Annotated in this window: 21 protein-coding genes and 1 other RNA gene; 12 read left to right on the top strand and 10 right to left on the bottom strand. The window is 74.4% G+C overall.

What is annotated here, in order from left to right:
- Positions 1–12: 12 nt before the first annotated feature.
- Positions 13–645 carry a response regulator transcription factor gene (locus tag NX794_RS29355; RefSeq protein WP_258782359.1) on the bottom strand — a complete coding sequence of 211 codons (633 nt, stop codon included), beginning with the start codon at positions 643–645 and terminating at the stop codon, positions 13–15.
- Between the two features lie 81 nt (positions 646–726).
- Entirely contained in the window at positions 727–2,016 is a 1,290-nt protein-coding gene (locus tag NX794_RS29350; RefSeq protein WP_258782333.1) for a sensor histidine kinase, read from the bottom strand.
- 170 nt (positions 2,017–2,186) lie between these two features.
- Here NX794_RS29350 and NX794_RS29345 point away from each other — a divergent pair, with 170 nt between their 5' ends.
- A complete protein-coding gene (locus NX794_RS29345) occupies positions 2,187–3,056 on the top strand; it encodes a MaoC/PaaZ C-terminal domain-containing protein (RefSeq protein ID WP_258782331.1) in 870 nt (289 codons plus the stop codon).
- A gap of 87 nt (positions 3,057–3,143) precedes the next feature.
- Here the strand turns inward: NX794_RS29345 and NX794_RS29340 are convergent, their stop codons facing one another.
- Both NX794_RS29340 and NX794_RS29335 read right to left on the bottom strand, forming a co-directional pair.
- On the bottom strand, positions 3,144–3,302 hold the full coding sequence (locus NX794_RS29340; RefSeq protein ID WP_258782330.1) for a hypothetical protein: 159 nt from the start codon (positions 3,300–3,302) through the stop codon (positions 3,144–3,146).
- A gap of 96 nt (positions 3,303–3,398) precedes the next feature.
- Positions 3,399–4,514, bottom strand: a complete 1,116-nt coding sequence (locus NX794_RS29335) for a hypothetical protein (RefSeq protein ID WP_258782357.1) — start codon at positions 4,512–4,514, stop codon at positions 3,399–3,401.
- A gap of 518 nt (positions 4,515–5,032) precedes the next feature.
- Here NX794_RS29335 and NX794_RS29325 point away from each other — a divergent pair.
- Genes NX794_RS29325 through NX794_RS29315 form a run of 3 tightly spaced genes read left to right on the top strand, consistent with a single transcriptional unit; the run spans position 5,033 to position 7,888 of the window.
- A complete protein-coding gene (locus NX794_RS29325; protein ID WP_258782329.1) occupies positions 5,033–5,869 on the top strand; it encodes a Nif3-like dinuclear metal center hexameric protein in 837 nt (278 codons plus the stop codon).
- A gap of 29 nt (positions 5,870–5,898) precedes the next feature.
- Entirely contained in the window at positions 5,899–6,642 is a 744-nt protein-coding gene (locus NX794_RS29320; protein WP_258782356.1) for a zinc ribbon domain-containing protein, read from the top strand.
- 49 nt (positions 6,643–6,691) lie between these two features.
- Complete coding sequence (locus NX794_RS29315; protein ID WP_258782326.1) at positions 6,692–7,888, top strand: bifunctional RNase H/acid phosphatase; 1,197 nt, start codon at positions 6,692–6,694, stop codon at positions 7,886–7,888.
- 33 nt (positions 7,889–7,921) lie between these two features.
- Here NX794_RS29315 and eda read toward each other — a convergent pair whose 3' ends face one another.
- The 3 genes from eda to NX794_RS29300 form a co-directional block, all read right to left on the bottom strand.
- The gene (eda, locus tag NX794_RS29310; RefSeq protein WP_258782325.1) at positions 7,922–8,569 is read right to left on the bottom strand and encodes a bifunctional 4-hydroxy-2-oxoglutarate aldolase/2-dehydro-3-deoxy-phosphogluconate aldolase; all 648 of its coding nucleotides are present in this window, start codon (positions 8,567–8,569) and stop codon (positions 7,922–7,924) included.
- A gap of 77 nt (positions 8,570–8,646) precedes the next feature.
- Positions 8,647–9,429 carry a peroxide stress protein YaaA gene (yaaA, locus tag NX794_RS29305; protein ID WP_258782324.1) on the bottom strand — a complete coding sequence of 261 codons (783 nt, stop codon included), beginning with the start codon at positions 9,427–9,429 and terminating at the stop codon, positions 8,647–8,649.
- A gap of 114 nt (positions 9,430–9,543) precedes the next feature.
- A complete protein-coding gene (locus NX794_RS29300; RefSeq protein WP_258782323.1) occupies positions 9,544–11,169 on the bottom strand; it encodes an FAD-dependent monooxygenase in 1,626 nt (541 codons plus the stop codon).
- Between the two features lie 59 nt (positions 11,170–11,228).
- Between NX794_RS29300 and NX794_RS29295 the strand changes: the two genes are divergently transcribed.
- Together NX794_RS29295 and rnpB are read left to right on the top strand one after the other, a co-directional pair.
- Positions 11,229–11,894: a TetR/AcrR family transcriptional regulator gene (locus NX794_RS29295; RefSeq protein ID WP_428985981.1), complete on the top strand. Its 666-nt coding sequence runs from the start codon at positions 11,229–11,231 to the stop codon at positions 11,892–11,894.
- Between the two features lie 84 nt (positions 11,895–11,978).
- Positions 11,979–12,380, top strand: an RNA gene (gene rnpB, locus NX794_RS29290) — RNase P RNA component class A.
- A 42-nt stretch (positions 12,381–12,422) separates the two neighbouring features.
- On the opposite strand, the gene NX794_RS29285 is transcribed toward rnpB, so the two are convergent.
- Positions 12,423–13,577 carry a serine hydrolase domain-containing protein gene (locus NX794_RS29285; protein ID WP_258782322.1) on the bottom strand — a complete coding sequence of 385 codons (1,155 nt, stop codon included), beginning with the start codon at positions 13,575–13,577 and terminating at the stop codon, positions 12,423–12,425.
- A 298-nt stretch (positions 13,578–13,875) separates the two neighbouring features.
- Positions 13,876–14,421: a DoxX family protein gene (locus NX794_RS29280; RefSeq protein WP_258782320.1), complete on the bottom strand. Its 546-nt coding sequence runs from the start codon at positions 14,419–14,421 to the stop codon at positions 13,876–13,878.
- A 136-nt stretch (positions 14,422–14,557) separates the two neighbouring features.
- Here NX794_RS29280 and NX794_RS29275 point away from each other — a divergent pair, with 136 nt between their 5' ends.
- A complete protein-coding gene (locus NX794_RS29275; RefSeq protein ID WP_258782319.1) occupies positions 14,558–14,884 on the top strand; it encodes a nuclear transport factor 2 family protein in 327 nt (108 codons plus the stop codon).
- A gap of 109 nt (positions 14,885–14,993) precedes the next feature.
- Positions 14,994–16,193, top strand: coding sequence for a D-alanyl-D-alanine carboxypeptidase family protein (locus NX794_RS29270; RefSeq protein WP_258782318.1), 1,200 nt, complete (start codon positions 14,994–14,996; stop codon positions 16,191–16,193).
- Positions 16,194–16,414: 221 nt separating this feature from the next.
- Here NX794_RS29270 and NX794_RS29265 read toward each other — a convergent pair whose 3' ends face one another.
- Positions 16,415–17,173, bottom strand: coding sequence for an SDR family oxidoreductase (locus NX794_RS29265; RefSeq protein ID WP_258782317.1), 759 nt, complete (start codon positions 17,171–17,173; stop codon positions 16,415–16,417).
- 233 nt (positions 17,174–17,406) lie between these two features.
- Between NX794_RS29265 and NX794_RS29260 the strand changes: the two genes are divergently transcribed.
- The 4 genes from NX794_RS29260 to NX794_RS29245 all read left to right on the top strand — a co-directional run bounded on the left by NX794_RS29260 (position 17,407) and on the right by NX794_RS29245 (position 21,869).
- Positions 17,407–18,774 carry a multidrug effflux MFS transporter gene (locus NX794_RS29260; RefSeq protein WP_258782316.1) on the top strand — a complete coding sequence of 456 codons (1,368 nt, stop codon included), beginning with the start codon at positions 17,407–17,409 and terminating at the stop codon, positions 18,772–18,774.
- Positions 18,708–19,895, top strand: coding sequence for a serine hydrolase domain-containing protein (locus tag NX794_RS29255; RefSeq protein WP_258782314.1), 1,188 nt, complete (start codon positions 18,708–18,710; stop codon positions 19,893–19,895). Before NX794_RS29260 ends, NX794_RS29255 begins: the two co-directional genes overlap by 67 nt.
- A 342-nt stretch (positions 19,896–20,237) precedes the next feature.
- Positions 20,238–21,215, top strand: coding sequence for a small ribosomal subunit Rsm22 family protein (locus tag NX794_RS29250; protein ID WP_258782313.1), 978 nt, complete (start codon positions 20,238–20,240; stop codon positions 21,213–21,215).
- Positions 21,216–21,254: 39 nt separating this feature from the next.
- Positions 21,255–21,869, top strand: coding sequence for a TetR/AcrR family transcriptional regulator (locus NX794_RS29245; protein ID WP_258782312.1), 615 nt, complete (start codon positions 21,255–21,257; stop codon positions 21,867–21,869).
- Positions 21,870–21,872: the final 3 nt, after the last annotated feature.

Below are 21,872 nucleotides of genomic sequence, written 5' to 3'. Positions count from 1 at the left end.
GACCGGTGTGCCTCACAGCCAGCCCTGTTGCCGTGCCTCCCGCACCGCCTCCGCGCGGTTGCGGGTGCCGGTCTTGCCGATGGCCGAGGAGAGGTAGTTGCGCACGGTGGACTCGGACAGGTGGAGGCGGCCGGCGATGTCGGCGACGGTCGCCCCGTCCACCGCCGCCTTCAGTACGTCGCACTCGCGGCCGGTCAGCGGACTCGGCCCGGCGCTCAGCGCGGCGGCGGCCAGCGCCGGATCGACCACGGTCTCCCCGGCGAGCACCCGCCGGACCGCCGCCGCCAGCTCCTCCACCGGCCCGTCCTTGACGAGGAACCCGGCCGCTCCCGCCTCCATGGCCCGGCGCAGATAGCCGGGCCGGCCGAAGGTGGTGAGGATCAGCACCCGGCAGCCGGGCGCCCGCACCCGCAGCTCGGCCGCCGCGTCCAGGCCGTTGGTGCCGGGCAGCTCGATGTCCAGCAGGGCCACGTCCGGACGGTGCGTCAGCACCCCCTCCACGATGGCGTCCCCCGAGGCCAGCTGGGCCACGACCTCGATGTCGTCCTCCATGCCGAGCAGCAGCGCCAGCGCCCCGCGCATCATGCCCTGGTCCTCGGCGAGCAGCACCCGGATCGGCGTACCGCTCCGGGGCTCTCGGGTCATCTCGTCGTCCACGGCATCAGGTTAGGGCTGCGGGGCGGGGCCACGTTAAGGCCGCGGAACGGGGTCGCCCTCCGGTGCGGGTCAGCCCGTCCCGGCCGCCGCCAGTTCCTCCGTGTGGGCCGGGAGTTCCGCCGTCACCGTGAAGCCGCCGCGGGCGGTGGGGCCCGCCGTCAGGGAGCCGCCCGCCGCGGCCAGGCGCTCGGTGAGGCCGGTCAGACCCGTGCCGCCGATGCCCTCGGCCGGGCGGTCGGCCGGCTTGCCGGTGCCGTCGTCCGTGACCGTGAGCCGGACCCGCTCGGCGGCGCCCACGACGTCGATCTCGCAGCGGCCCGCGTCGCTGTGCCGGACCACGTTGGTGACGGCCTCGCGCACCACCCAGCCCAGCAGCGCCTCGGTCGCCGGGTCGAGCGGTGTGCCGGACTGCCGTACCACCACCTCCACGCTCGCCGCGGCCAGCGCCGAGCGGGCCCGGGTCAGCTCGGTGGCGAGGCTGCCCTCCCGGTAGCCGCTCACCGCCTCGCGGATCTCGGTGAGCGCCTGCCGGCCCACCGACTCGATGTCCGTGATCTGCGCCAGCGCCGCGTCCATGTCCCGCGCGGCCAGCCGCCGGGCCGCCTCCGACTTCACCACGATCACCGACAGGGTGTGCCCGAGCAGGTCGTGCAGATCCCGGGAGAACCGCAGCCGCTCCTTCTCCACCGCGCGCCGGGCCAGCTCCTCACGGGCGGCGCGCAGCTCCCGTACCGCCTCCGACAGGCCCAGGATCGCCGCGGTCACCATGCTGGACAGGAAGGTGGCGTACCCGATGTTCGTCGCGTCGTCCCAGCCGCCGCGCACGTACGACACCGCCGCCGCGTACGCCGACAGCAGCAGGCCGACCCGGCCCAGCCACGGCCCGCGCAGGGTCGCGCCGGCCGCGAGGCCCAGCAACGGGAAGAACATCAGCCAGTTGCCGCCGTACCCGAGGGCGAGCCCCGTCGTCAGCAGGCCCATCAGTGCCAGCGCCACCCGCGTGGAGACCGTCTGCCGCTTCTCGCGGTCGAAGGAACGGAAGGTGACGTAGATGTAGAGGGAGTTGAAGGCCAGCAGGCCCAGGCCGCCGACCAGTGGGTTCGGGGTCCGGCCCTGGAGCAGGTTGGAGAAGGACCCGAGGCCCATCAGCAGCCAGGGCAGCAGGGCGAAGCCGGTGGGCGGCGGCCCCGGGTCGACCATCGGCGTGTGCCCGCCCTGCTTGCGGGCGGCCCGCCGCGCGGCCTTGAAGCGCTCGTGCTCGGCCCGCCACCGCCGCCGCTCCTCCCGCCAGACGGCCACCTGGCAGCCCACGCTCCGCCACCACGCCCTGCCCCTGCCCCTGCCCTTGTCCCTGTCCATGTCCGTGTCCCCCGATGCGTCCGTCCTCCGGTGTACGCATCGACGGTACGGAACCGGACCGGCCGGCGGCAGGTGCGGTTGTCGGTGATCGGGCAGTACAAATGTCCCGGGCACCGCTCCCCACCGCCACCCCCGGGCCGCCCCGCCGCTGCCATCCCGTCAGGAGCCCCATGCCCATCGACGCAGCCCTGGCCCTCGCCGCCGGCCCCCGCACCGGCGAGATCACCTGGGCCCCCGGAGACGTCCAGCTCTACCACCTCGGTATCGGCGCGGGCGTACCCGCCACCGACCCCGCCGAGCTGCGCTACACCCTGGAGTCCCGGCTGCACGTCCTGCCGAGCTTCGCGACCGTCGCCGGGGGCGGCCCGCCCGGAGTGATCAGGGCGCTGTCCGTGCCGGGCGTCGACGTCGACCTCGCCGAGGTGCTGCACGGCGGACAGCGCCTGCGGCTGCACCGCCCCCTCCCGGTACGGGGCACCGCGCACGTCACCTCCCGCCTCACCGCCGTGTACGACAAGGGCACGGCCGCCGTCCTCGTCCTGCGCACCGACGCGGCCGACGCCGACGGCCCGCTGTGGACCGAGGACGCCCACGTCTTCGTACGCGGCGAGGGCGGCTGGGGCGGCGACCGGGGTCCCGCCACCCGCCTCGGACCGCCCGCCGGCGCCCCCGACCTGACCGTCGAGCGCCCGACCCGCGAGGACCAGGCCCTGCTCTACCGCCTCACCGGCGACCCCAACCCCCTGCACGTCGAGCCCGGCTTCGCCGCCCGCGCCGGCTTCGACCGGCCGGTCCTGCACGGCCTGTGCACCTACGGGATGACCCTGAAGGCGGTCGTGGACACGCTGCTCGACGGCGACGTGGGCCGGGTGCGCGGGTACACCGCCCGCTTCGCCGGGGTCGTGTATCCGGGGGAGACCCTGCGGATCCGGATGTGGCGGGGGAGCGGTCGTGGCGGCGGTGTCCGAGTGGCCGTGAGCGCCGCACAGCGCGAGGACGCGCCCGTCCTCGCGGACACCGTGGTGGAGTACGACGGCTGACGACTCGCGTGCGAGAACGAGGAATTCGCGTGCGAGAACGAGAAAGAGGGGGCGCCCCGCGGGGCGCCCCCTCCACCACTACGACCGTCAGGCAGCCGCCTCGGTCTGCTGGTCGGCCGGCCTGCGGTGCCGGCCGTGCGGAGCCGTCTCGTTCTCCTGGGCCGCGACCGGGCCGCGGTGCCGGCCGTGGCCGGTGTTCCCCTGGGAGTCGGTGGACAGCTGATCCGTCGTGCTGGTGTCGCTCATCGGACGTATTCACCCCGTCAACATGATCTTTCGTACAGCCGGGCGAGTGTAACCGGCGTACCACGGGGCGAATCCAGGCGCACACGCCAACCGCCACTACTTCGTTACACACCGTCCCAGCGGCGCCTGCTGCAACGGCACCGGACGGGCCGCCACCGGATCGGAGACGGCCGCCGCCGCCATCAACTCCCCGCCCTCTCCTGGTGGTTCGGTGTCCATCTCTCTGGGCCCGGTCAGGTCCGCCAGCCCGCACGGCGTCTCCCGTGTCGCGTACGGCAGCCGCAGCACCCCCTCCGGTGTCCACAGCCCGGCCCCCGCCAGCCAGCCCACCGGCGCCGGGAGGTGCGCCACCCGCCGCTCGGCCGGCCGCCAGGTGCCCACCCAGGTGCCGAACGCGCCGTCCAGCCGCAGCGCCACCGCGCAGTGCTCCGGCGTCAGCACCTGGCCCGGCTGGACGGCGAACGGCGTCACCGCGCAGTCCGGCAGCCGCAGGCTCTCCGGGAAGCGCACCGGCAGGGTGCTGCCCAGCACCCCCCAGCCCAGTCGGGCCCGACCCGGTGAGGGCGCGTCGGAGGAGATCAGCAGCAGCCCGCTGTCCGGGTCGGCGAGCAGTAGCCGGTCGTCGCTGCCCTCCGTGATCTGGAGCAGCGGAGAGGCCTCGCCGCGCTCCAGGTCCACCACGACCGTCTTGGTGCGCCCGGCCAGCTCCCGGTCCAGTGCCAGCATCCGCCCGGCCGGGTCCAGCCAGACCCCGCCCGTACACCGGCCCGGCAGCTCGGCCAGCCGCTCGGGACCGAACGCCCCGCCCGCCACCAGCCACACCACGCTGGAGCGCGGCCCGACGGCGAGGGCGTACGCCCGGGCACCCCCCGGCGCCGGTGGCAGCAGGGTCAGCCGGGTGCCGGGCTCGGGGCACTCCACCGCGCCCAGCGGCACTTCGCCGGTGCCGGGACCGGTCGGGTAGAGCAGCGCGAAGGCGTGCCGGCGCGCCACCAGCCGGTGGATCAGCACCCGGCCGTCGGCCAGCGGCTGCACCTCGGTGCCGGGCTCCTCGGGCTGGTTGCCGGGCAGCGGCACCGCGTACGGCTCCGGGCCGTCCAGCGTCCAGCGCTCCGGGAACCAGGACTCGCCGGCCCGCGCGAGCCGGGCGGCGTAGGCGCCGTCGGCCGTGAGGACGCAGGCCGCCGCCGTCACCGGTGCGCCGGCGCCCATCGCGCGGGCGGGGGGCGGCGCGGGGGTGGGGCCCGGCGCGCGGGTGGTGTGCGGCACGCGGGCGGGGTCCGGCACGCGGGCGGGGTCCGGCACCGGGACCGTCGTCTCGCCGGACGGGCCGGACGGGCCGGACGCGCCGGACGGGGTGGACCCGCCGGACGCTTCGGACCCGTCGGTCCCATCCGTCCCTGCCGTCCCGCCGGACCCGTCTGCCCCCTCTGCCCTGCCGGACCCGTCGGTCCCGTCGGACCCGCCGGACCCACCGGACCCGTCTGCCCCGCCGGACCCGTCGGACCCGTCCGTGGACGGGGGTTCGATCGCACAGGCCGTCATCGTTCGGTCACCTCCGGCGACGAAGCTAGTTTTCGTACGCGCGGGCGCGGGACGGGGCGACGGCGGCTTCACACATACGGGTGGCGCAGAAGCGATTCTCCTGAGGTGACCGGGGCCGCTGTGCTGAGCCGCCGGTACCGGCACACGCGGTAGGTCCCCGGCGAACGGGCAGGTAGCCTTTTCCCGTGCCCCGTCTGTCTGAAGTCATCGCCGCGCTGGAGAACCTGTGGCCCGCCGAGCGGGCCGAGTCCTGGGACGCGGTCGGCACGGTCGTGGGCGACCCCGACCAGGAGGTCACCCGCGTCCTGTTCGCCGTGGACCCCGTACGGGAGATCGTCGACGAGGCCGTGCAGCTAGGCGCCGACCTGCTGGTCACCCACCACCCGCTGTACCTGCGGGGGACGACCACGGTCGCGGCCGGCCACTTCAAAGGCCGTACCGTGCACACGCTGATCAAGAACGACATCGCGCTGCACGTCGCCCACACCAACGCCGACACCGCCGACCCCGGTGTCTCCGACGCCCTCGCCGCCGCCCTGGACCTGCGCGTCGTACGGCCCCTGGTGCCGGACCCGACCGACCCCGAGGGCCGCCGGGGACTCGGCCGCGTCTGCGCGCTCGACCACCCCCTCACCGTCGCCGAGCTGGCCGTCCGCGCCGCCGAGCGGCTGCCCGCCACCGCGCAGGGCATCCGGGTGGCCGGCGACCCCGAGGCGGTCGTCCGCACGGTCGCCGTCAGCGGCGGCTCCGGGGACAGCCTGTTCGACCAGGTCCGCGCGGCCGGCGTCGACGCCTTCCTCACCGCCGACCTGCGCCACCACCCGGTCAGCGAGGCGGTCGCCCACAGTCCTCTCGCGCTGCTCGACGCGGCGCACTGGGCCACCGAGTGGCCCTGGTGCGAGCTGGCCGCGAGCCAGCTCGACGAGATCTCCGACCGCCACGGCTGGGACCTGCGCGTGCACGTCTCGAAGACGGTCACCGACCCCTGGACCGCCCACGCGGCGTCCACCACCGCTGGCTGACACCTCTAGCTGAACCTGGGAGCCCCCAACTGAACGCCGCGCCCGCCGACCAGATCCGCCTTCTCGACGTCCAGGATCTCGACGTCCGTCTCCAGCAGCTCGCGCACAAGCGCCGGTCGCTGCCCGAGCACGCCGAGATCGACTCGCTCACCAAGGACCTCACCCAGCTGCGCGACCTGCTGGTGGCCGCCCAGACCGAGGAGAGCGACACCGCCCGCGAGCAGACCAAGGCCGAGCAGGACGTGGACCAGGTGCGCCAGCGTGCCGTCCGCGACCAGCAGCGCCTGGACTCCGGCGCCGTCACCTCGCCCAAGGACCTGGCCAACCTCCAGCGCGAGATCGCCTCCCTCGCCAAGCGGCAGGGCGACCTGGAGGACGTGGTGCTGGAGGTCATGGAGCGCCGCGAGAGCGCGCAGGAGCGGGCCGGCGAGCTGACCGAGCGGGTCGCCTCCGTCCAGTCGAAGATCGACGACGCCACCGCGCGCCGGGACGCCGCGTTCGAGGAGATCGACACCGAGGCCGCCGCCGTCACGAAGGAGCGCGAGGTCGTCGCCGCCTCCATCCCCGCCGACCTGCTCAAGCTGTACGACAAGCTGCGCCAGCAGCAGGGCGGTATCGGCGCGGCCAAGCTGTACGCCCGTACCTGCCAGGGCTGCCGGCAGGAGCTGGCCATCACCGAGCTGAGCGAGATCCGCTCGGCGGCCCGGGACACGGTGGTGCGCTGCGAGAACTGCCGCCGCATCCTGGTGCGCACGGCCGAGTCGGGTCTGTAGGCGTCGGGCCGGCAGGCGGAGTTCGCGGGAGACGTTGGGGGCGTTGGGCGTGCGGGAGTTCATCGTCGAGGCGGACGGCGGTTCACGGGGCAACCCGGGACCGGCCGGCTACGGCGCCGTGGTGAGCGACGCGGTGACGGGGGAGACGCTGGCGGAGGCGGCCGAGTACATCGGTGTCGCCACGAACAACGTCGCCGAGTACCGGGGACTGCTGGCCGGCCTGCGCGCCGCCCACGCGCTCGACCCGACGGCCGATGTCCACGTCCGCATGGACTCCAAGCTGGTCGTCGAGCAGATGTCGGGCCGCTGGAAGATCAAACACCCCGACATGAAGCCGCTGGCCACCGAGTCCCGCGCGGTCTTCCCCGCGGACCGGGTCACCTACGAGTGGATCCCCCGGGAACGCAACAAGCACGCGGACCGCTTGGCCAACGAGGCGATGGACGCGGGGGCGAAGGGCGAGCAGTGGACGCCGTCGGGTTCGACGGCGGAGCCGGCCCCGAAGTCGTCCGCCGCTCGGGCCGCCGTAGCCGCGGGCGACACCGGTCACGGGCACTCTGCCAGCGCCGGTGACCACGGCACCGCCCCCTCACAGGGCTGGAGCGCCGCCCCCGACCTCGGCGCCCCCGCCACCCTCGTCCTCCTCCGCCACGGCGAAACCCCCCTCACCCCCCAGAAACGCTTCAGCGGAAGCGGCGGCACCGACCCCGCCCTCTCCGCCGCCGGCCGCGAACAGGCCCACCGCGCGGCCGAGGCGCTGGCGAGACGCGGCACCATCCAGGCCGTCGTCACCTCCCCCCTCACCCGCACCCGCGAGACCGCCGGGATCGTCGCCGCCCGCCTGAACCTCGACGTCACGGTCGAGGAGGGCCTGCGCGAAACGGACTTCGGCGCCTGGGAGGGCCTCACCTTCGGCGAGGTCCGCGACCGCCACCCGGAGGACCTGAACGCCTGGCTGGCCGACCCGGAGGCCCACCCCACCGGCGGCGGCGAGAGCTTCGCCGAGACGGCGACGCGGATCGCGGCGACCCGGGACAAGCTCACCACCGCCTACCGGGGCCGTACCGTCCTGCTCGTCACCCACGTCACGCCGATCAAGACCTTCGTGCGCCTCGCCCTCGGCGCGCCGCCCGAGTCCCTCTTCCGCATGGAGCTGTCGGCGGCCTCCCTGTCGGCGGTGGCGTACTACGCGGACGGCAACGCCAGCGTGCGCCTCTTCAACGACACGTCCCACCTGCGGCCGTAACGCCAGTAACACCCGTAACGCCCGTAACGCCCTTCAGGCGACCCAGAGTTGGGAGGCCCCCCGCGCCAACTCCTCGACCCGCCCCCAGTCCCCGGCCGCCACCGCGTCCTCGGGAACCATCCAACTCCCGCCCACGCACCCGACGTTGGGCAGGGCGAGGTACTCCGGCGCGGAAGCGGGGCCGATCCCGCCCGTCGGGCAGAAGCGGGCCTGCGGCAACGGCCCGGCCAGCGACTTCAGATACGCCGTACCGCCCGCCGCCTCGGCCGGGAAGAACTTCATCTCCCGCACTCCCCGCTCCAGCAGTGCGACGACCTCCGAGGCGGTCGAGACCCCGGGCAGGAACGGCACCCCGGACGCCCGCATCGCCGTCAGCAGCGCCTCCGTCCACCCCGGGCTGACCAGGAACCGCGCCCCGGCCGCCGTAGCCGCCGACACCTGGTCCGGTGTGAGCACGGTGCCCGCCCCGACCACCGCGTCCGGCACCTCGGCGGCGATGGCGCGGATCGCGTCCAGGGCCGCGGGAGTCCGCAGCGTCACCTCGATCGCGGGCAGCCCGCCGGCCACCAGGGCCCGCGCGAGCGGTACGGCGTCGGCGGCGTCGGCGAGCACCACCACGGGCACGACGGGCGCGAGATCCAGTACGGAGGCGGCCGAGGGGGAGGGCAGCGGTGAGGTCATGCCCTCATCGTGCCCAGTCGCCGCACCCAACGCAACGCCCGTTGCGCACACTGCAACGACGCCCTGATCGGGTGCTGTCAGTGCACCTGATCCACCAGCACATCCAGCGCCCAGGACTTGCCCGCCCTGCCCGGGGCCTCGGCCTCCACCACGTACCCCAGCTCCCGCAGCGCCGCCACCAGCTCGGCGGGGTTCGCGGGCACGGCACCGGCCGACAGCAGGCTCCGCACGATCCGCCCCTTGGTCGCCTTGTTGAAGTGGCTGACCACTTTCCGGGTCGGCGCGTGCAGCACCCGTACGGTCGCCGTCCGCCCCGCCACCTCGCCCTTCGGCTTCCAGGCCGCCGCGTACGCGGCGGAGCGCAGATCAAGCACCAGCCCGTCCCCGGCCGCCGCCGGCAGCACCTCGGCCATCGGCGCCCGCCAGTGCCCGGCCAGCGCGCCGAGGCCGGGCAGCTTCACGCCCATCGAACAGCGGTAGGAGGGAATCCGGTCCGTCACCCGCACCGCGCCCCACAGACCGGAGAACACCAGCAGCGAGTCCGCCGCGCGCCGTCGCGCCGCCGCGTCCAGCGTGGCGAGGCCGAGGGCGTCGTAGAGGACCCCGGTGTAGATCTCCCCGGCCGGGCGGGCGCCCGCCGTGCGCAGCCCGGCGTTCTTCGCGACCTCGCCCCGCAGCCCCTCGCTCAGCCCGAGCACCTCGCGCGCCTTCTCCTCGTCCCCGGCGCACAGCTCGACCAGCTCACCGAGCACGGCTTCCCGGGCGGCGGTCAGCCCCGGCAGCGACAGCGACCCCAGCTCCAGCGGGGCGCCCTCGCCCGCGTTCGCCTTGCCTTCCGAGGGCGGCAGCAGGACCAGCACACGTACTCCTCACGTAGACCTCCGCGCCAGGGTACGGCGTGCTCCCCGGCCGCCCGCCCCCACGGAAACCCCATGGGGGTTACCCGTGTGACCTGGACGCGGGACGGCGGGGGTTCAGTGCCCGAGCGCGGCCTTCAGCCCGGCGCCGCCCTCCGTGCCCGCCGCCCACGCCACGAACCCGTCCGGCCGGACCAGGAGGCCCTTCAGGGCGGGCCGGTCCGGGCAGGTGACGGTGAGGACCGTGAGGGGGTGACCTTCGGCCTGGGAGCGCAGGGCGGGGTCGTCGGCGAGGTCGAGGAGGAGGGCCTGGCCGGTGTGCAGGTGGTCGCCGAGACGGGTGCCGTCGGAGAGGGCCAGGTCGGGGGCGCTCGCGCCGGTCAGGGGGTGGTCGCCGGGGAGGTCGTAGCGCTGCCAGATGCCCGAGATCCGCTCGACCAGGTACGTGGTGCCGGCGGTGGTCCGCGCCAGGTCGTCCACCACGCGGCGCAGCGCGCGGGCGTGCCGGTCCGGGCGCATCACCGCGATCTGGGCGCGGGTCCAGTCCAGCACCCAGGCGCCGATCGGATGCCGCTCGGCGGTGTAGCTGTCCAGCAGCGACTCCGGGGCCCGGCCGGTCGCGACGGCGGCCAGCTTCCAGCCCAGGTTCATCGCGTCCCCGAGACCGAGGTTGAGCCCCTGCCCGCCGAACGGCGAGTGCACGTGCGCCGCGTCCCCCGCGAGCAGCACTCTGCCCTTGCGATAGTCGGGAACCTGGCGGGCGTTGTCCGTGAACCGGGTCGCCGTCCGCACCGCGCCGACGGTGACCTCGGGCACCCCCGACACCCGGCGCAGGGCGGCCTGGAGTTCCCCGGCGGTGACGGGGGCCCAGCGGTCGGCCGGGGGACCGTCGAACTCCACCACGAGGATCCGCCCCGGGAACGGACCGTGGGCGTACGTCCCGGTGTCCGTGGTGTTCCAGCCGGTACCCAGACGCTCGGCCCCGGTCAGCTCCACGAGCGCCTGGTAGCCGGTGATCTCGGGCTCGGTGCCGGGAAAGTCGAACCCGGCGGTCTTGCGCACGGTGCTGCGCCCACCGTCGCACCCGACGAGCCACCGGGCGCGCACCTCTTCGGCCTCGCCGCCTCCCTCGGCCGCCACCAGCCGTACGGTGACCCCCGCGTCGTCCGCCTCGAAGCCGGCCAGCTCCACGCCCCGCCGCACCTCCACCCCGAGCCGGTCGGCGTGCCGGGCGAGGACGCGCTCCAGCTCGGCCTGCGGCACGCCGAGACCGGCCTCGGCGGCGGGGCCGGCGTCCGCCCAAGCCGGGTCGGAGGCGTCGAAGAGGTCCGGGTCGAGCATCATCCCGGCGAAGTGCCCGGCGAACTTGGGCGGGATCCGGATCATGCCGGTGCCGGTGCCGGTGCCGGTGCCGGTGCCGGTGCCGGTGCCGCTGCGGGTGCCGGTGCCGCTGCGGGTACGGGCGAACGCCTGCATCCGTTCCCGTGCCGCCTCCCACACCGCCGTCAGCTCGGGCAGCAGCCCCCGCCGGTAGAGGGCGACCGCGCTGGGGACGTTGATCGACCCCGCCTTGATCGTCTCGTCCACCTCGGCCAGCCGCTCCACGACCAGCACCCGGGCCCCGCCGAGCCGCAGCTCACCGCCGAGGAAGAGCCCCACGGGCCCGGCGCCGGCCACGATCACGTCGTACACGTCACGCTCGTCCGTCGTCGCTGTCACCGCTGTCATAGCTGTCGTCGTCATGCGACAAACTGTAGCGACTATAAATTTATATCTGCTACACCTTCAGCTATCCTTTGCCCGTGACGAAGAACCCCGTGACGAAGAACACGGAACCCGAGGCGTCCGCCGAAGCAACCGCCGAACTCCCCCTGAGGGAGCGCAAGAAGCGCGAGACGCGGCAGCGGATCTCGGACATCGCCACAGGCCTGTTCCGGGAGCGCGGCTTCGACGAGGTGACGGTCGCCGAGGTCGCCCGCGCGGCCGGGGTCTCGACGATGACGGTCTTCAACTACTTCCCGCGCAAGGAGGACCTGTTCCTCGACCGCATCCCGCAGGCCGCCGAACTCTTCGCCGGCGCCGTACGCGACCGCGCCCCCGACGAGCCCCCGCTCGCCGCCCTCCGCCGCCTGGCCCTCCGCCTGCTGGATGAGGGGCACCCGCTGTCCGGCGTGGGGGAGACCTTCGCCCCCTTCTGGGGAATCCTGGTCGCCTCCCCGGCCCTGCGCGCCCGCGCCCGCGAGGGCGCCGACGAGGTGGAGCGGGCCCTGGCCGGCGCCCTGGCCGAGACGACGGTCCCCGATCCGGCCCTGATGGCGGCCCTGACCGTCGCCGCGTACCGCACGGTCTTCCTCACCTCCGTACGCGCGCTGGTGGTGGACACCCCGGTGACCGAGGTGGCCCGGACCCACCGCACCCGCCTGGAGACCGCGTTCACCGCACTGGAACGGGCGGGCCTGCAAGCCTGACGCGTCCCGCTACGGCGGACTGGCGGGCGATGGACGATGGTCGGCGCCCCCGCACCCGCCCGGTACCATGGTCGGCACGGCAGACGAGCCGGGCGGGCGGCCGCGTGGAGTCCCCTACGGGGCTTCCCGAGGAACGTCCGGGCTCCACAGGGCAGGGTGATGGCTAACGGCCACCCGGGGTGACCCGCGGGACAGTGCCACAGAAAACAGACCGCCCGGCGCTCAGGCGCCGGGTAAGGGTGAAACGGTGGTGTAAGAGACCACCAGTGCCCAGGGTGACCTGGGCAGCTAGGTAAACCCCACCCGGAGCAAGGTCAAAAGGAAACACCCCGGTGTTTCTGCGCGGACGTTCGAGGGCTGCCCGCCCGAGTCCGCGGGTAGACCGCACGAGACCGGTGGCAACACCGGTCCTAGATGGATGGCCGTCGCCGAGGGACCCGCGAGGACCCCTCGGAACAGAACCCGGCGTACAGCCCGACTCGTCTGCCACTGCCTCCGGCTTCTTGCTACAGGCGGGCGTCGGGCGTGTCAGGCGCCCGCCGCGTACCGCCAGAAGTCCCTGATCACCGGTGCCGGTGCCGGTGCCGGGCCCGTCGCGGCCACCTGAGTCAGCAGGATGGTGATCGCGGCCGTGGCCGGGACGACGTGCGCCGCGGTGCCCGTGCCGCCGATCCAGCCGTAGCGGCCGGGGACATTCCACGGGTTGGTGCGGGTGATGTCGACCGAGCCGCCGAAGCCCCAGCCCTGGCTCTCCAGGAACAGCCGGCCGATGGCGCGCTGCGCCGGGTTCGTATGGTCGGTGGTCATCATGTGTACGGAGTCGGCCGACAGCACCCGGCGGCCGTCGGGCGCCGCCCCGCCGGCCAGCAGCATCCGGCAGAAGGCCAGCCAGTCGTCGGCGGTCGAGGCCAGTCCGCCGTTGCCGAGTGGCAGCGCGGGCAGGCTGCTCCAGTCGCCGTCCGGGCCGTCGGCGAGTTCCAGGCCGCCGTCGTCGCCCGGCCGGTAGAAGCTGGTGAACCGGCCCCGCTTGGCGGCCGGCACCTCGAAACCGGTGTCCACCATGCCCAGCGGCGCGAAGATCCGCTCTGCCAGGAACTCCGGCAGCGGCCGGCCGGTGACCCGCGAGATCAGCACCCCCTGCAGGACGGAGCAGGTGTCGTACAGCCAGGCGGCGCCCGGCTGGTACAGCAGCGGGATGCGGCCGAGCGCGGCCATCCACTCGTCGGCCGGCGGGAAGTCGCTCGGCACCCGGCCGTCCTTCTGCACCGTGAACAACTCCCGCACCGCCGGCAGCGTGAAGTCGGAGGGGAATCCGTACCCGGCCTGGGAGGCCAGTACGTCGAACACCGTGATGGGCCGGTCGGCCGGCACCACGTCGTCCACCGGGCTCGCCGGCGTGCGTACCACCATCGGTTTCCCCAGCTCCGGCAGCCAGATCCCGACCGGGTCGTCCAGTGCGGTCCTGCCCTCCTCCACGAGGATCAGCAGTGCGGCGGCCGTGACGGACTTGGTGAGCGAGGCGACCCGGAAGATGGAGTCCCTCGCCATCGGGGCACTGTCACCGGCACCCTGCGCGCCGACGACCGCCGCCTCCACCTGGCCGCCCCGGGCCACGAGACCCACCGCTCCCGGCAGCGAACCGGCACCGACGTGGGCTTCGAGCAAGCCGTGCAGGGTGGACATGGGGCCGCCTTCCGGAATCGCCGTCGAATGACAGACTCCCGCACGGGGCGGGAATCATCGGCGTCCACCGGTCCGGCGGCCGGGAGCCGGCGTCCACTTCGATGCTCGCCCGGTCGAAGCCGGCATCCCGAGCGCAACGCGGTGCGTGGCCGATCAGGGCGCCGGTCACGCCAAGCTTTCGGCAGCTGCGACGGGTTCCGACGTGCAGGAGGTGCGCGTCACGGACGCCGGTGCGCGACCCTACAGCCGCACAAGCGACGACGGCCGCCGCGGCGAGGTGGTGGGCACGCGCCACCCCTCACTCCTCGAACAACGCCTCCTGCGCCCCCTCCTCCCGCGCCCGCAGCCGGCGGCTCCGCGCTGTGATCACCGCGGCCGTCGCCGCCGCCGTGACGGCCAGGGCGGTCGGGACCATCCAGGTGCGGTCGAGGGTGTGGCCGAGGGCGTGGTCCAGGGAGAGGCGGCCGGGGCCGGTGACGGCGAGGCCGGCGGCGGTCAGGCCGAGGCCCGCCGGGTGTTCGAGGCCGCCCCCCTGGGCGAAGAAGCCGTTCGGCGCGTGCAGGGCGGCCGCTCCCGCCATCGCGCCGGCCGCCGCCGCGCCCGCCGCCGGCGTCGCCAGGCCCAGAGCCAGCAGGGCGCCGCCCCCGGCCTCCGCCAGCCCCGCCGCGGCGGCACTCGGCTTGCCGGGCGCGTAGCCGATGGACTCCATGAACTGGCCGGTGCCTTCCAGGCCGTGCCCGCCGAACCAGCCGAACAGCTTCTGCGCGCCGTGCGCGAACAGCGCCCCGCCGGTGCCCAGCCGGAGCAGCAGCAGGCCCACATCGCGTCGGTCGTAACACGTCACAGTGACTCCCCAGAAAGCAGATGGAGCGGGCGGACAGGTCCTTCCGCGTTCTCAGCCTCGCATCGGCCACACCGCCGGGCCCGTCCTCGCGGGCGTTCGGGTGGCGGGGCCGGCGGGGCGGTGTGAGCCTGGCCGCATGACGATTCAGCCAGCCAGACTCAGCGATCCGGCCGTCCGGGCCTTCGTGAGCGCCGTGAACTCCCACGACCGCGACGGCTTCCTGGCGCTGCTGGCGCCGGGTGCGACCATGTCCGACGACGGCTCGGACCGCGACCTCGACGACTGGATCGACCGGGAGATCTTCTCGTCCCACGGCCACCTGGACGTGGACAACGAGTCCGACGGCGGCCACACCCTACTCGCCCGCTACCGCAACGACGCCTGGGGCGAGATGCGCACCCGCTGGTCGTTCACCGTGGACGACGACGGCCGCATCTCCCGGTTCGAGACCGGGCAGGCATGACCGTCGTACCCCTCCATCGGTTCGTGGGATTTTCATAACGCGGCAAATTCCATCCCTTGGCGGACCACCGGTCGCTAAAGCCCTGCTCGACGCGGTGTACGGTCCCCGGGTGCGTGAAAGTTCCCGGCTCAGCCGGCGTGCCGTCCTCGGGCTGACGGCCGCCGCCCTCCCCCTGTCCACGGCCGCCGTTCCCGCCCTGCCCCCGGCCGCCGAAGCCGCCGAGGCGAACATCGTGGGCGGTGAGCGGCTGGCCCGCGGCGGCGTCCAGGTGCGCGGCGTCGGCGGCCTGCCATCCAAGCTCACCGCCCGCTCCTGGCTGGTCGCCGACTGGGAGACCGGGGAGGTGCTCGCCTCCTTCGGCGCCCACCAGCGGCTCGCGCCCGCGTCCACGCTGAAGATGCTGTTCGCGGACACCGTGCTGAAGAAGTTCGACCGCACCGCGCGCTACCACGTGACCGACGCCGACCTCGCCGACATCCCCGCCGGCTCCAGCCTCGTCGGCGTCAAGCCCGGCATCACCTACACCGTCGAGCAGCTGTGGCAGGGCGTGTTCCTGCGCTCGGGCAACGACGCCGTGCACGTGCTCTCCCACATGAACGGCGGTGTCGCCAAGACCGTCACGGAGATGCAGGCCAAGGCGCGCGACCTGCAGGCCCTGGACACCCATGTGGTCAGCCCGGACGGCTTCGACCACCCGGGGCAGATCTCCTCCGCCTACGACCTCACGCTCTTCGCCCGCCACGGCCTGAAGGACGCCGACTTCCGCGGCTACTGCGGCACCCGCACCGCCGACTTCCCGGCCGGCGGCAAGAAGACCTTCCAGATCCAGAACACCGACCGCCTGCTGACCGGCGCGTGGGGCCTGCAGACGTACGACGGCCTCATCGGCGTGAAGAACGGTTACACCAGCCACGCCGGCAACACCTTCACCGGGGCCGCCGTACGCGGTGGGCGCACCCTGCTGGTCACCGTCATGCACCCCACCGCCGGCAGCAACGCCGTCTACGAGCACGCCGCCGCCCTGCTGGACTGGGGCTTCGGCACCGGGCGTACGGCCCGGTCCGTCGGCGCGCTGGTCGATCCGCTCAGCGAGGGCGGTGCGAGCCCGGCACCGATGCACAAGGCGGTCCGGGCGGCGGCCGGCGCACAGGGCACCGCGGTGAAGACCGACTCGCCCTGGCATCTGGCCGAGGGCGCCGCGGGCACCGCCGCGCTGCTGGGCGCCGGGGTCTGGGCGCTGCGCCGGCGCCGCAGGACAGCCTCTGCCGACCCGGACACCCCGGACTCCGCGGGCAGGCACCGCCGCTGACGTTTCGCGGCGGCCGTTCCACCGACCGGTGCGTACCCCGCGCTCGCACGCGGGGTCCACCCCCACTTCCGGTCCCGTGGAACGGCCGCCGACTCCCCCCTCGGTGTGGCCGGTGGAATCGATGTGCTCCAACTGTGAAGCTCTCGTGCAGAAGAGTTGAGCACATGTTCCCGACCGGCCGCAATACCGCGGATGCGTCAACTCCGGTTGTGCGGGCGCCCTCAGCCGCGACCGACGTACGGCATCGCCGTCGCCAGCACCGTCGCGAACTGCACGTTCGCCTCCAGCGGCAGTTCCGCCATGTGCCGCACCGTGCGCGCCACATCCGCCACGTCCATCACCGGTTCCGGGGCTACTCCCCCGTTCGCCTGCAGCGCGCCCGTCCGCATCCCGGCCGTCATGTCGGTCGCCGCGTTGCCGATGTCGATCTGCCCGACCGCGATGCCGTACGGCCGTCCGTCCAGCGACAGCGACTTGGTCAGGCCGGTCAGCGCGTGCTTGGTCGCGGTGTAGGCCACCGAGTGGGGGCGGGGGGCGTGCGCCGAGACGGAGCCGTTGTTGATGATCCGGCCGCCCCGCGGGTCCTGCTCCTTCATCCGCCGGTACGCCGCCCGCGCGCACAGGAACGCCCCGTTGAGGTTGGTGTCCACCACGTGCCGCCAGGCCTCGTACGGCAGTTCCTCCACCGGCACCCCGCCCGGCCCGAACGTCCCCGCGTTGTTGAACAGCAGGTCCACCCGGCCGAACCGGTCCACGGCCGCCGTGAACAGCGCCTCCACCTCCTCGGGGTGGGACACGTCCGTGCGCACGGGGAGCGCGGCACCCTCCGGCACCAGCGCCGCCGTCTCCTCCAGCGTCCCGGCGCGCCGGCCGGCCAGCGCCACCGACCAGCCGTGCCGCAGCAGCTCCGCGCTGACCGCCCGTCCGATGCCGGAACCGGCACCCGTCACCACCGCGATCTTCGAGTTCCTGTCAGTCATGGCACCGCAGCGTAGGCGTCGAGTCCGCGATGCGGAATCCGATGTCCGCCATACGGGCCGGCCCGTTCCAGCTCCGGGCCCGCCCGTACCGGATGCGGGCCTGCCCGCATCCGCCCCGTCTCGCTCACGCGTTCCCCGGCATCGCGTACGAGCTGAGAGCATGGGTGCGGCCCAGCGGCAGAGGGCGGCAGAGGTCAGCAGAAGTCAGCAGAAGTCAGCAGAGGGAGGGGCACATGGCCGAGCACGCGCCGGTACCGGCATCGGACCCGGCACCGGCACCGGCACCGGCACCGGCACCGGACCCGGCACCGACACCGGACCCGGCACCCGGGTCCGCCGCCACACCGGCACCGGACCGCCACCGGCGTCCCGCCGGGGCGCTCATCACCCTGATGCTCGGCGCGCTCACCGCGACGACCCCGCTCGCGATGGACATGTACCTCCCGTCGCTGCCCGAGGTCACCCGCTCGCTGGACGCCCCCGCCGTCACCGTCCAGCTCACGCTGACCGCCTGCATGGCCGGGCTCGCGCTCGGCCAGCTGCTGGTCGGCCCGATGAGTGACCGCTGGGGCCGGCGCCGCCCGCTGCTCGCCGGTCTCGCCGTCTACCTCGTCGCCACCGCCCTGTGCGCCCTCGCGCCCACCGTCGAGACCCTGATCGCGTTCCGGCTGGTGCAGGGCCTCGCCGGGGCCGCCGGCGTCGTCATCGCGCGGGCCGTCGTACGCGACCTGTACGACGGGGTCGCCATGGCCCGCTTCTTCTCCACCCTGATGCTGATCTCCGGGGCCGCCCCCATCGTGGCCCCGCTGATCGGCGGGCAGATCCTGCGCTTCACGGACTGGCGCGGGGTGTTCGTGGTCCTCACCGTCGTCGGCGCCGCGCTGCTCGCGCTGGTCTGGGTCCGGCTGCCCGAGACGCTGGAGCCCGCCGAACGGCACGCCGGGGGAGCGGGGGAGGCCCTGCGCGCCATGCGCCGGCTGCTGGCCGACCTCCCCTTCACCGGCTACATGCTCGCCGGCGGCTTCGCCTTCGCCGCGCTGTTCGCCTACGTCTCCGCCTCGCCGTTCGTCATCCAGGAGATCTACGGCGCCTCCCCGCAGACCTTCAGCCTGCTGTTCGGCCTCAACTCTGTCGGTCTGGTGGCCGCCGGACAGCTCAACGGCAAGGTGCTGGTCGGCCGGGTCGCGCTGGAGAAGGTGCTCGCGGTGGGCCTCGCGGTGATCGTGCTCGCCGCGACGGCCCTGCTGCTGATGTCCGCCGGGGTCTTCGGCGAGGTCGGCCTGGTGCCGGTCGCCGCCGCCCTCTTCGTCCTCATGTCGGCGATGGGCGTCACCCTCCCCAACGCCCAGACCCTCGCCCTGCTGCGCGTCCGGCACGCCGCCGGCTCCGCCTCCGCGCTGCTCGGCACCTCCTCCTTCCTCGTCGGCGCGGTCGCCTCGCCGCTGGTCGGTGTCGCCGGCGAGCACACCGCCGTCCCCATGGCCGTCGTCCAGCTGTCGGGAGCACTGGTCGCGACGGCCTGCTTCGTGGGAATGTGCCGTCCCTGGACGGCACGCGGGAACGCGCGTGCGGGGTCGGGCCCGGAGGGAGAGCGGAACTGAGCGCACCGAGACTGCGCGTCGACACACCCGAGCGGGCGGGTCTCGACCCCGTCGAACTCGGGCACCTGGTCGGCGAGGTGCACGCCCTCACCGCCGGGGCGCGCCCCTGGGCACCCGGCGCCGTCGCGGTGGCCGGGCGCGGGCCGGTGATCGCCGTGGCCGAGGCGGCGGGCTGGGCCGTGCGGTACGCGTCCTACGACCCCGAGAGCGACACCGGCGTCGAACTGCCGCCCGCTGCGCGGGTCCCGGCCACCGTGGACACGCCCTTCGACCTGGCGTCCCTGACCAAGCTGTTCACGTCCGTCGCCGCCGTGCAGCAGATCGAGCGGGGCACCCTCGGCGTGGACGCGCGGGTCGGCGACTTCCTGCCCGACTTCCGCGCGGCGGCCGTACACGGGATCACCGTGCGGCACCTGCTCACCCACACCAGCGGGCTGCGCCCCGAACTGCCCCTGTACGACTGCCCGGACGACGCGGCGCGGATGGCGGCGCTGCGGGCGGAGGCGCCGATCACGCCGCCGGGCACGGTGCTGTACTCGGACCTCAACATGCTCCTGCTCCAGTTCGTGCTGGAGCGCGTCACCGGCCGGACGCTCGACGTCGTCATCCGGGACGGGATCACCCGGCCGCTCGGCATGACCGCCACCGGCTTCGGTCCGTGCCCCGGCGCGGCGGCCACCGAGGACCAGCGGCCGCCGTGGGCCAAGGCCCGCCGGGGGATGCTGCGCGGGGTGGTCCACGACGAGAACGCGTGGGCGCTCGGCGGGGTCGCCGGTCACGCGGGCCTCTTCTCCACCGCGCCCGACCTGGCGGTCTTCTGCCGGACCCTGCTCGCCGGCGGCTCCTACGGCCCCGCGCGCATCCTCGGCCCCGACTTCGTGGAACTCCTCCTGACCCCGCCCGGCCTCGGCTTCGCCCTCGACCAGCCGTGGTTCATGGGCGACCTCGCGGGGCACGGCGCGGCGGGCCACACGGGCTTCACGGGCACGTCCCTCACCCTCGACCCGGCCACGGACACCTTCCTCGTCCTTCTCACCAACAGGGTCCATCCCGTCCGACGGCCCGCGTCGAACGCGCCGAGGGTCCGATTGGCCGGTCATTTGGCACGGGCGGTGGTGTGAGGGAGGTGCGCCCGGAGGGCGGCGGAAGTGAGGCTCGGGGCGGCTGAGGTGCTGTGGGCCGGTGGTCCGGGGGAGGGGCGAGGGCTGGTGTGCCGGGTAGCCGGCGGGCGGGTCGGGGACGGCCAGGCCGGCCAGGCCGGGGGCGCGCGGCCGGGGCCATGCTCGCGATCCCCCGTGCCGCATCCGCACGTCCCCGGCACTCCCCAAGCGCACCCCACACCACCCAAGCGCACCCCACACCACCCGACGCAGGACAGCTACCGCTCGGTGCCCTCCCGGTCGGCCGAGTCGGACGGGTGGGCGAGGGGTCGAGGCGAACACACCGCGCCGTAGAATTCCCGGGTGAACGACCCCCTCCGCACCGCCCTGGCCGAGCTTCTCGACGGGCTGCCGCCCCGTGCCGTCGGCGCGGCCGTCGAGCGGCTCATCGCCAACTACCGCGGAGCCACCCCCACCGACGCCCCGATCCTGCGCGACCGCGCGGACGTCGCCGCCTACGCCGCCTACCGCATGCCGGCCACCTTCGAGGCCGTGGCCGGCGCCCTGGCCGCGTTCGCCGCCACCGTCCCCGACTGGGCGCCGGCGAGCCACACCGACATCGGTGGCGGCACCGGCGCCGCCACCTGGGCCGTGGCGGACACCTGGCCCGGCACCCGCCCGGTGACCGTCCTGGACTGGGCCGAACCCGCCCTCGCCCTCGGCCGGGAGATCGCCGCCGCGCACCCGGACCTCACCGCGGCCCGCTGGCAGCGCGCCCGCATCGGCACCGGCCTCACCCTGGACGACACCGACCTGGTCACGGTGTCGTACGTGCTGAACGAACTCGCCGAAGCCGACCGCGCCGCCCTCGTGGACACCGCCGCGCGGGCCGCCCGTACCGTCGTGATCGTCGAGGCCGGCACCCCCGCCGGGTACGCCCGGGTCATCGAGGCCCGGGACCGCCTGATCGCGGCCGGCTTCCGGGTGGCGGCCCCCTGCCCGCACAGCGCCGCCTGCCCGATCGAGCCCGGCCGGGACTGGTGCCACTTCTCGGCCCGCGTCGGCCGCTCCTCGCTGCACCGGCAGGTCAAAGGCGGCTCACTGGCGTACGAGGACGAGAAGTTTTCGTACGTCGCCGCGACCCGGCTGCCCGCGCACCCGGCCCCCTCCCGCGTCGTACGGCGCCCACAGATCCGCAAGGGGCAGGTGCTGCTCGACCTGTGCGAGCCGGACGGGCGGCTGAGCCGTACGACGGTCACCAAGCGCCACGGCGACCTGTACAAGGCCGCCCGCGACGCCGACTGGGGCGACGCCTGGCCCCCGGCCGATCAACGGGCCTGACCGCCACCACCGCCCCCCGCGCCTTGTTACGTTCACCCCATGGTCAAGAACCCCGCCCCCGACGCCACCCGCCGCAGCGAGAAGTCCCGGCGGGCGATCTACGCCGCCGCCCTCGCCCTGGTCGGGGAGATCGGTTACCCGAGGACCACCGTCGAGGGCATCGCCGCGCGGGCCGGGGTCGGGAAGCAGACCATCTACCGGTGGTGGCCGGCGAAGGCGGACGTCCTGCTGGAGGCATTCCTGGACCTCGGGGAGCAGGCGGCGCGGGCGGCCGGGCAGGAGACCCCCGCGCTGCCGGACACCGGGGACCTGGCCGCCGACCTCAAGGCCGTCCTGCGGGCCACGGTGGACGAATTCCTCGACCCCCGTTTCGACGCCCCGGCCCGCGCCCTGGCCGCCGAGGGCCTGGTCAACGAGGAACTGGGCCGGCGGTACGTGGCCCGGCTGCTCGAACCGCAGCTCCAGCGGTACGTCGACCGGCTGCGCGCCGCGCGCGAGGCGGGCGCCGTACGGCCCGACGTGGACCCGAGGATCGCGCTGGAGCTGTTCGTCTCGCCCCTCGCGCAGCGCTGGCTCCAGCACACCGGGCCGATCTCCCACGACTACACGGACACTCTGGTCGACTACGCCCTGTACGGCCTCGCCCCGCGCTGACCC

It is taken from the genome of Streptomyces pyxinicus (assembly GCF_024753135.1).
GTDB lineage: Bacteria > Actinomycetota > Actinomycetes > Streptomycetales > Streptomycetaceae > Streptomyces > Streptomyces pyxinicus.
The sequence above is the reverse complement of the archived record's forward strand: the minus strand, read 5'-3'. Positions and strand labels throughout refer to the sequence as shown.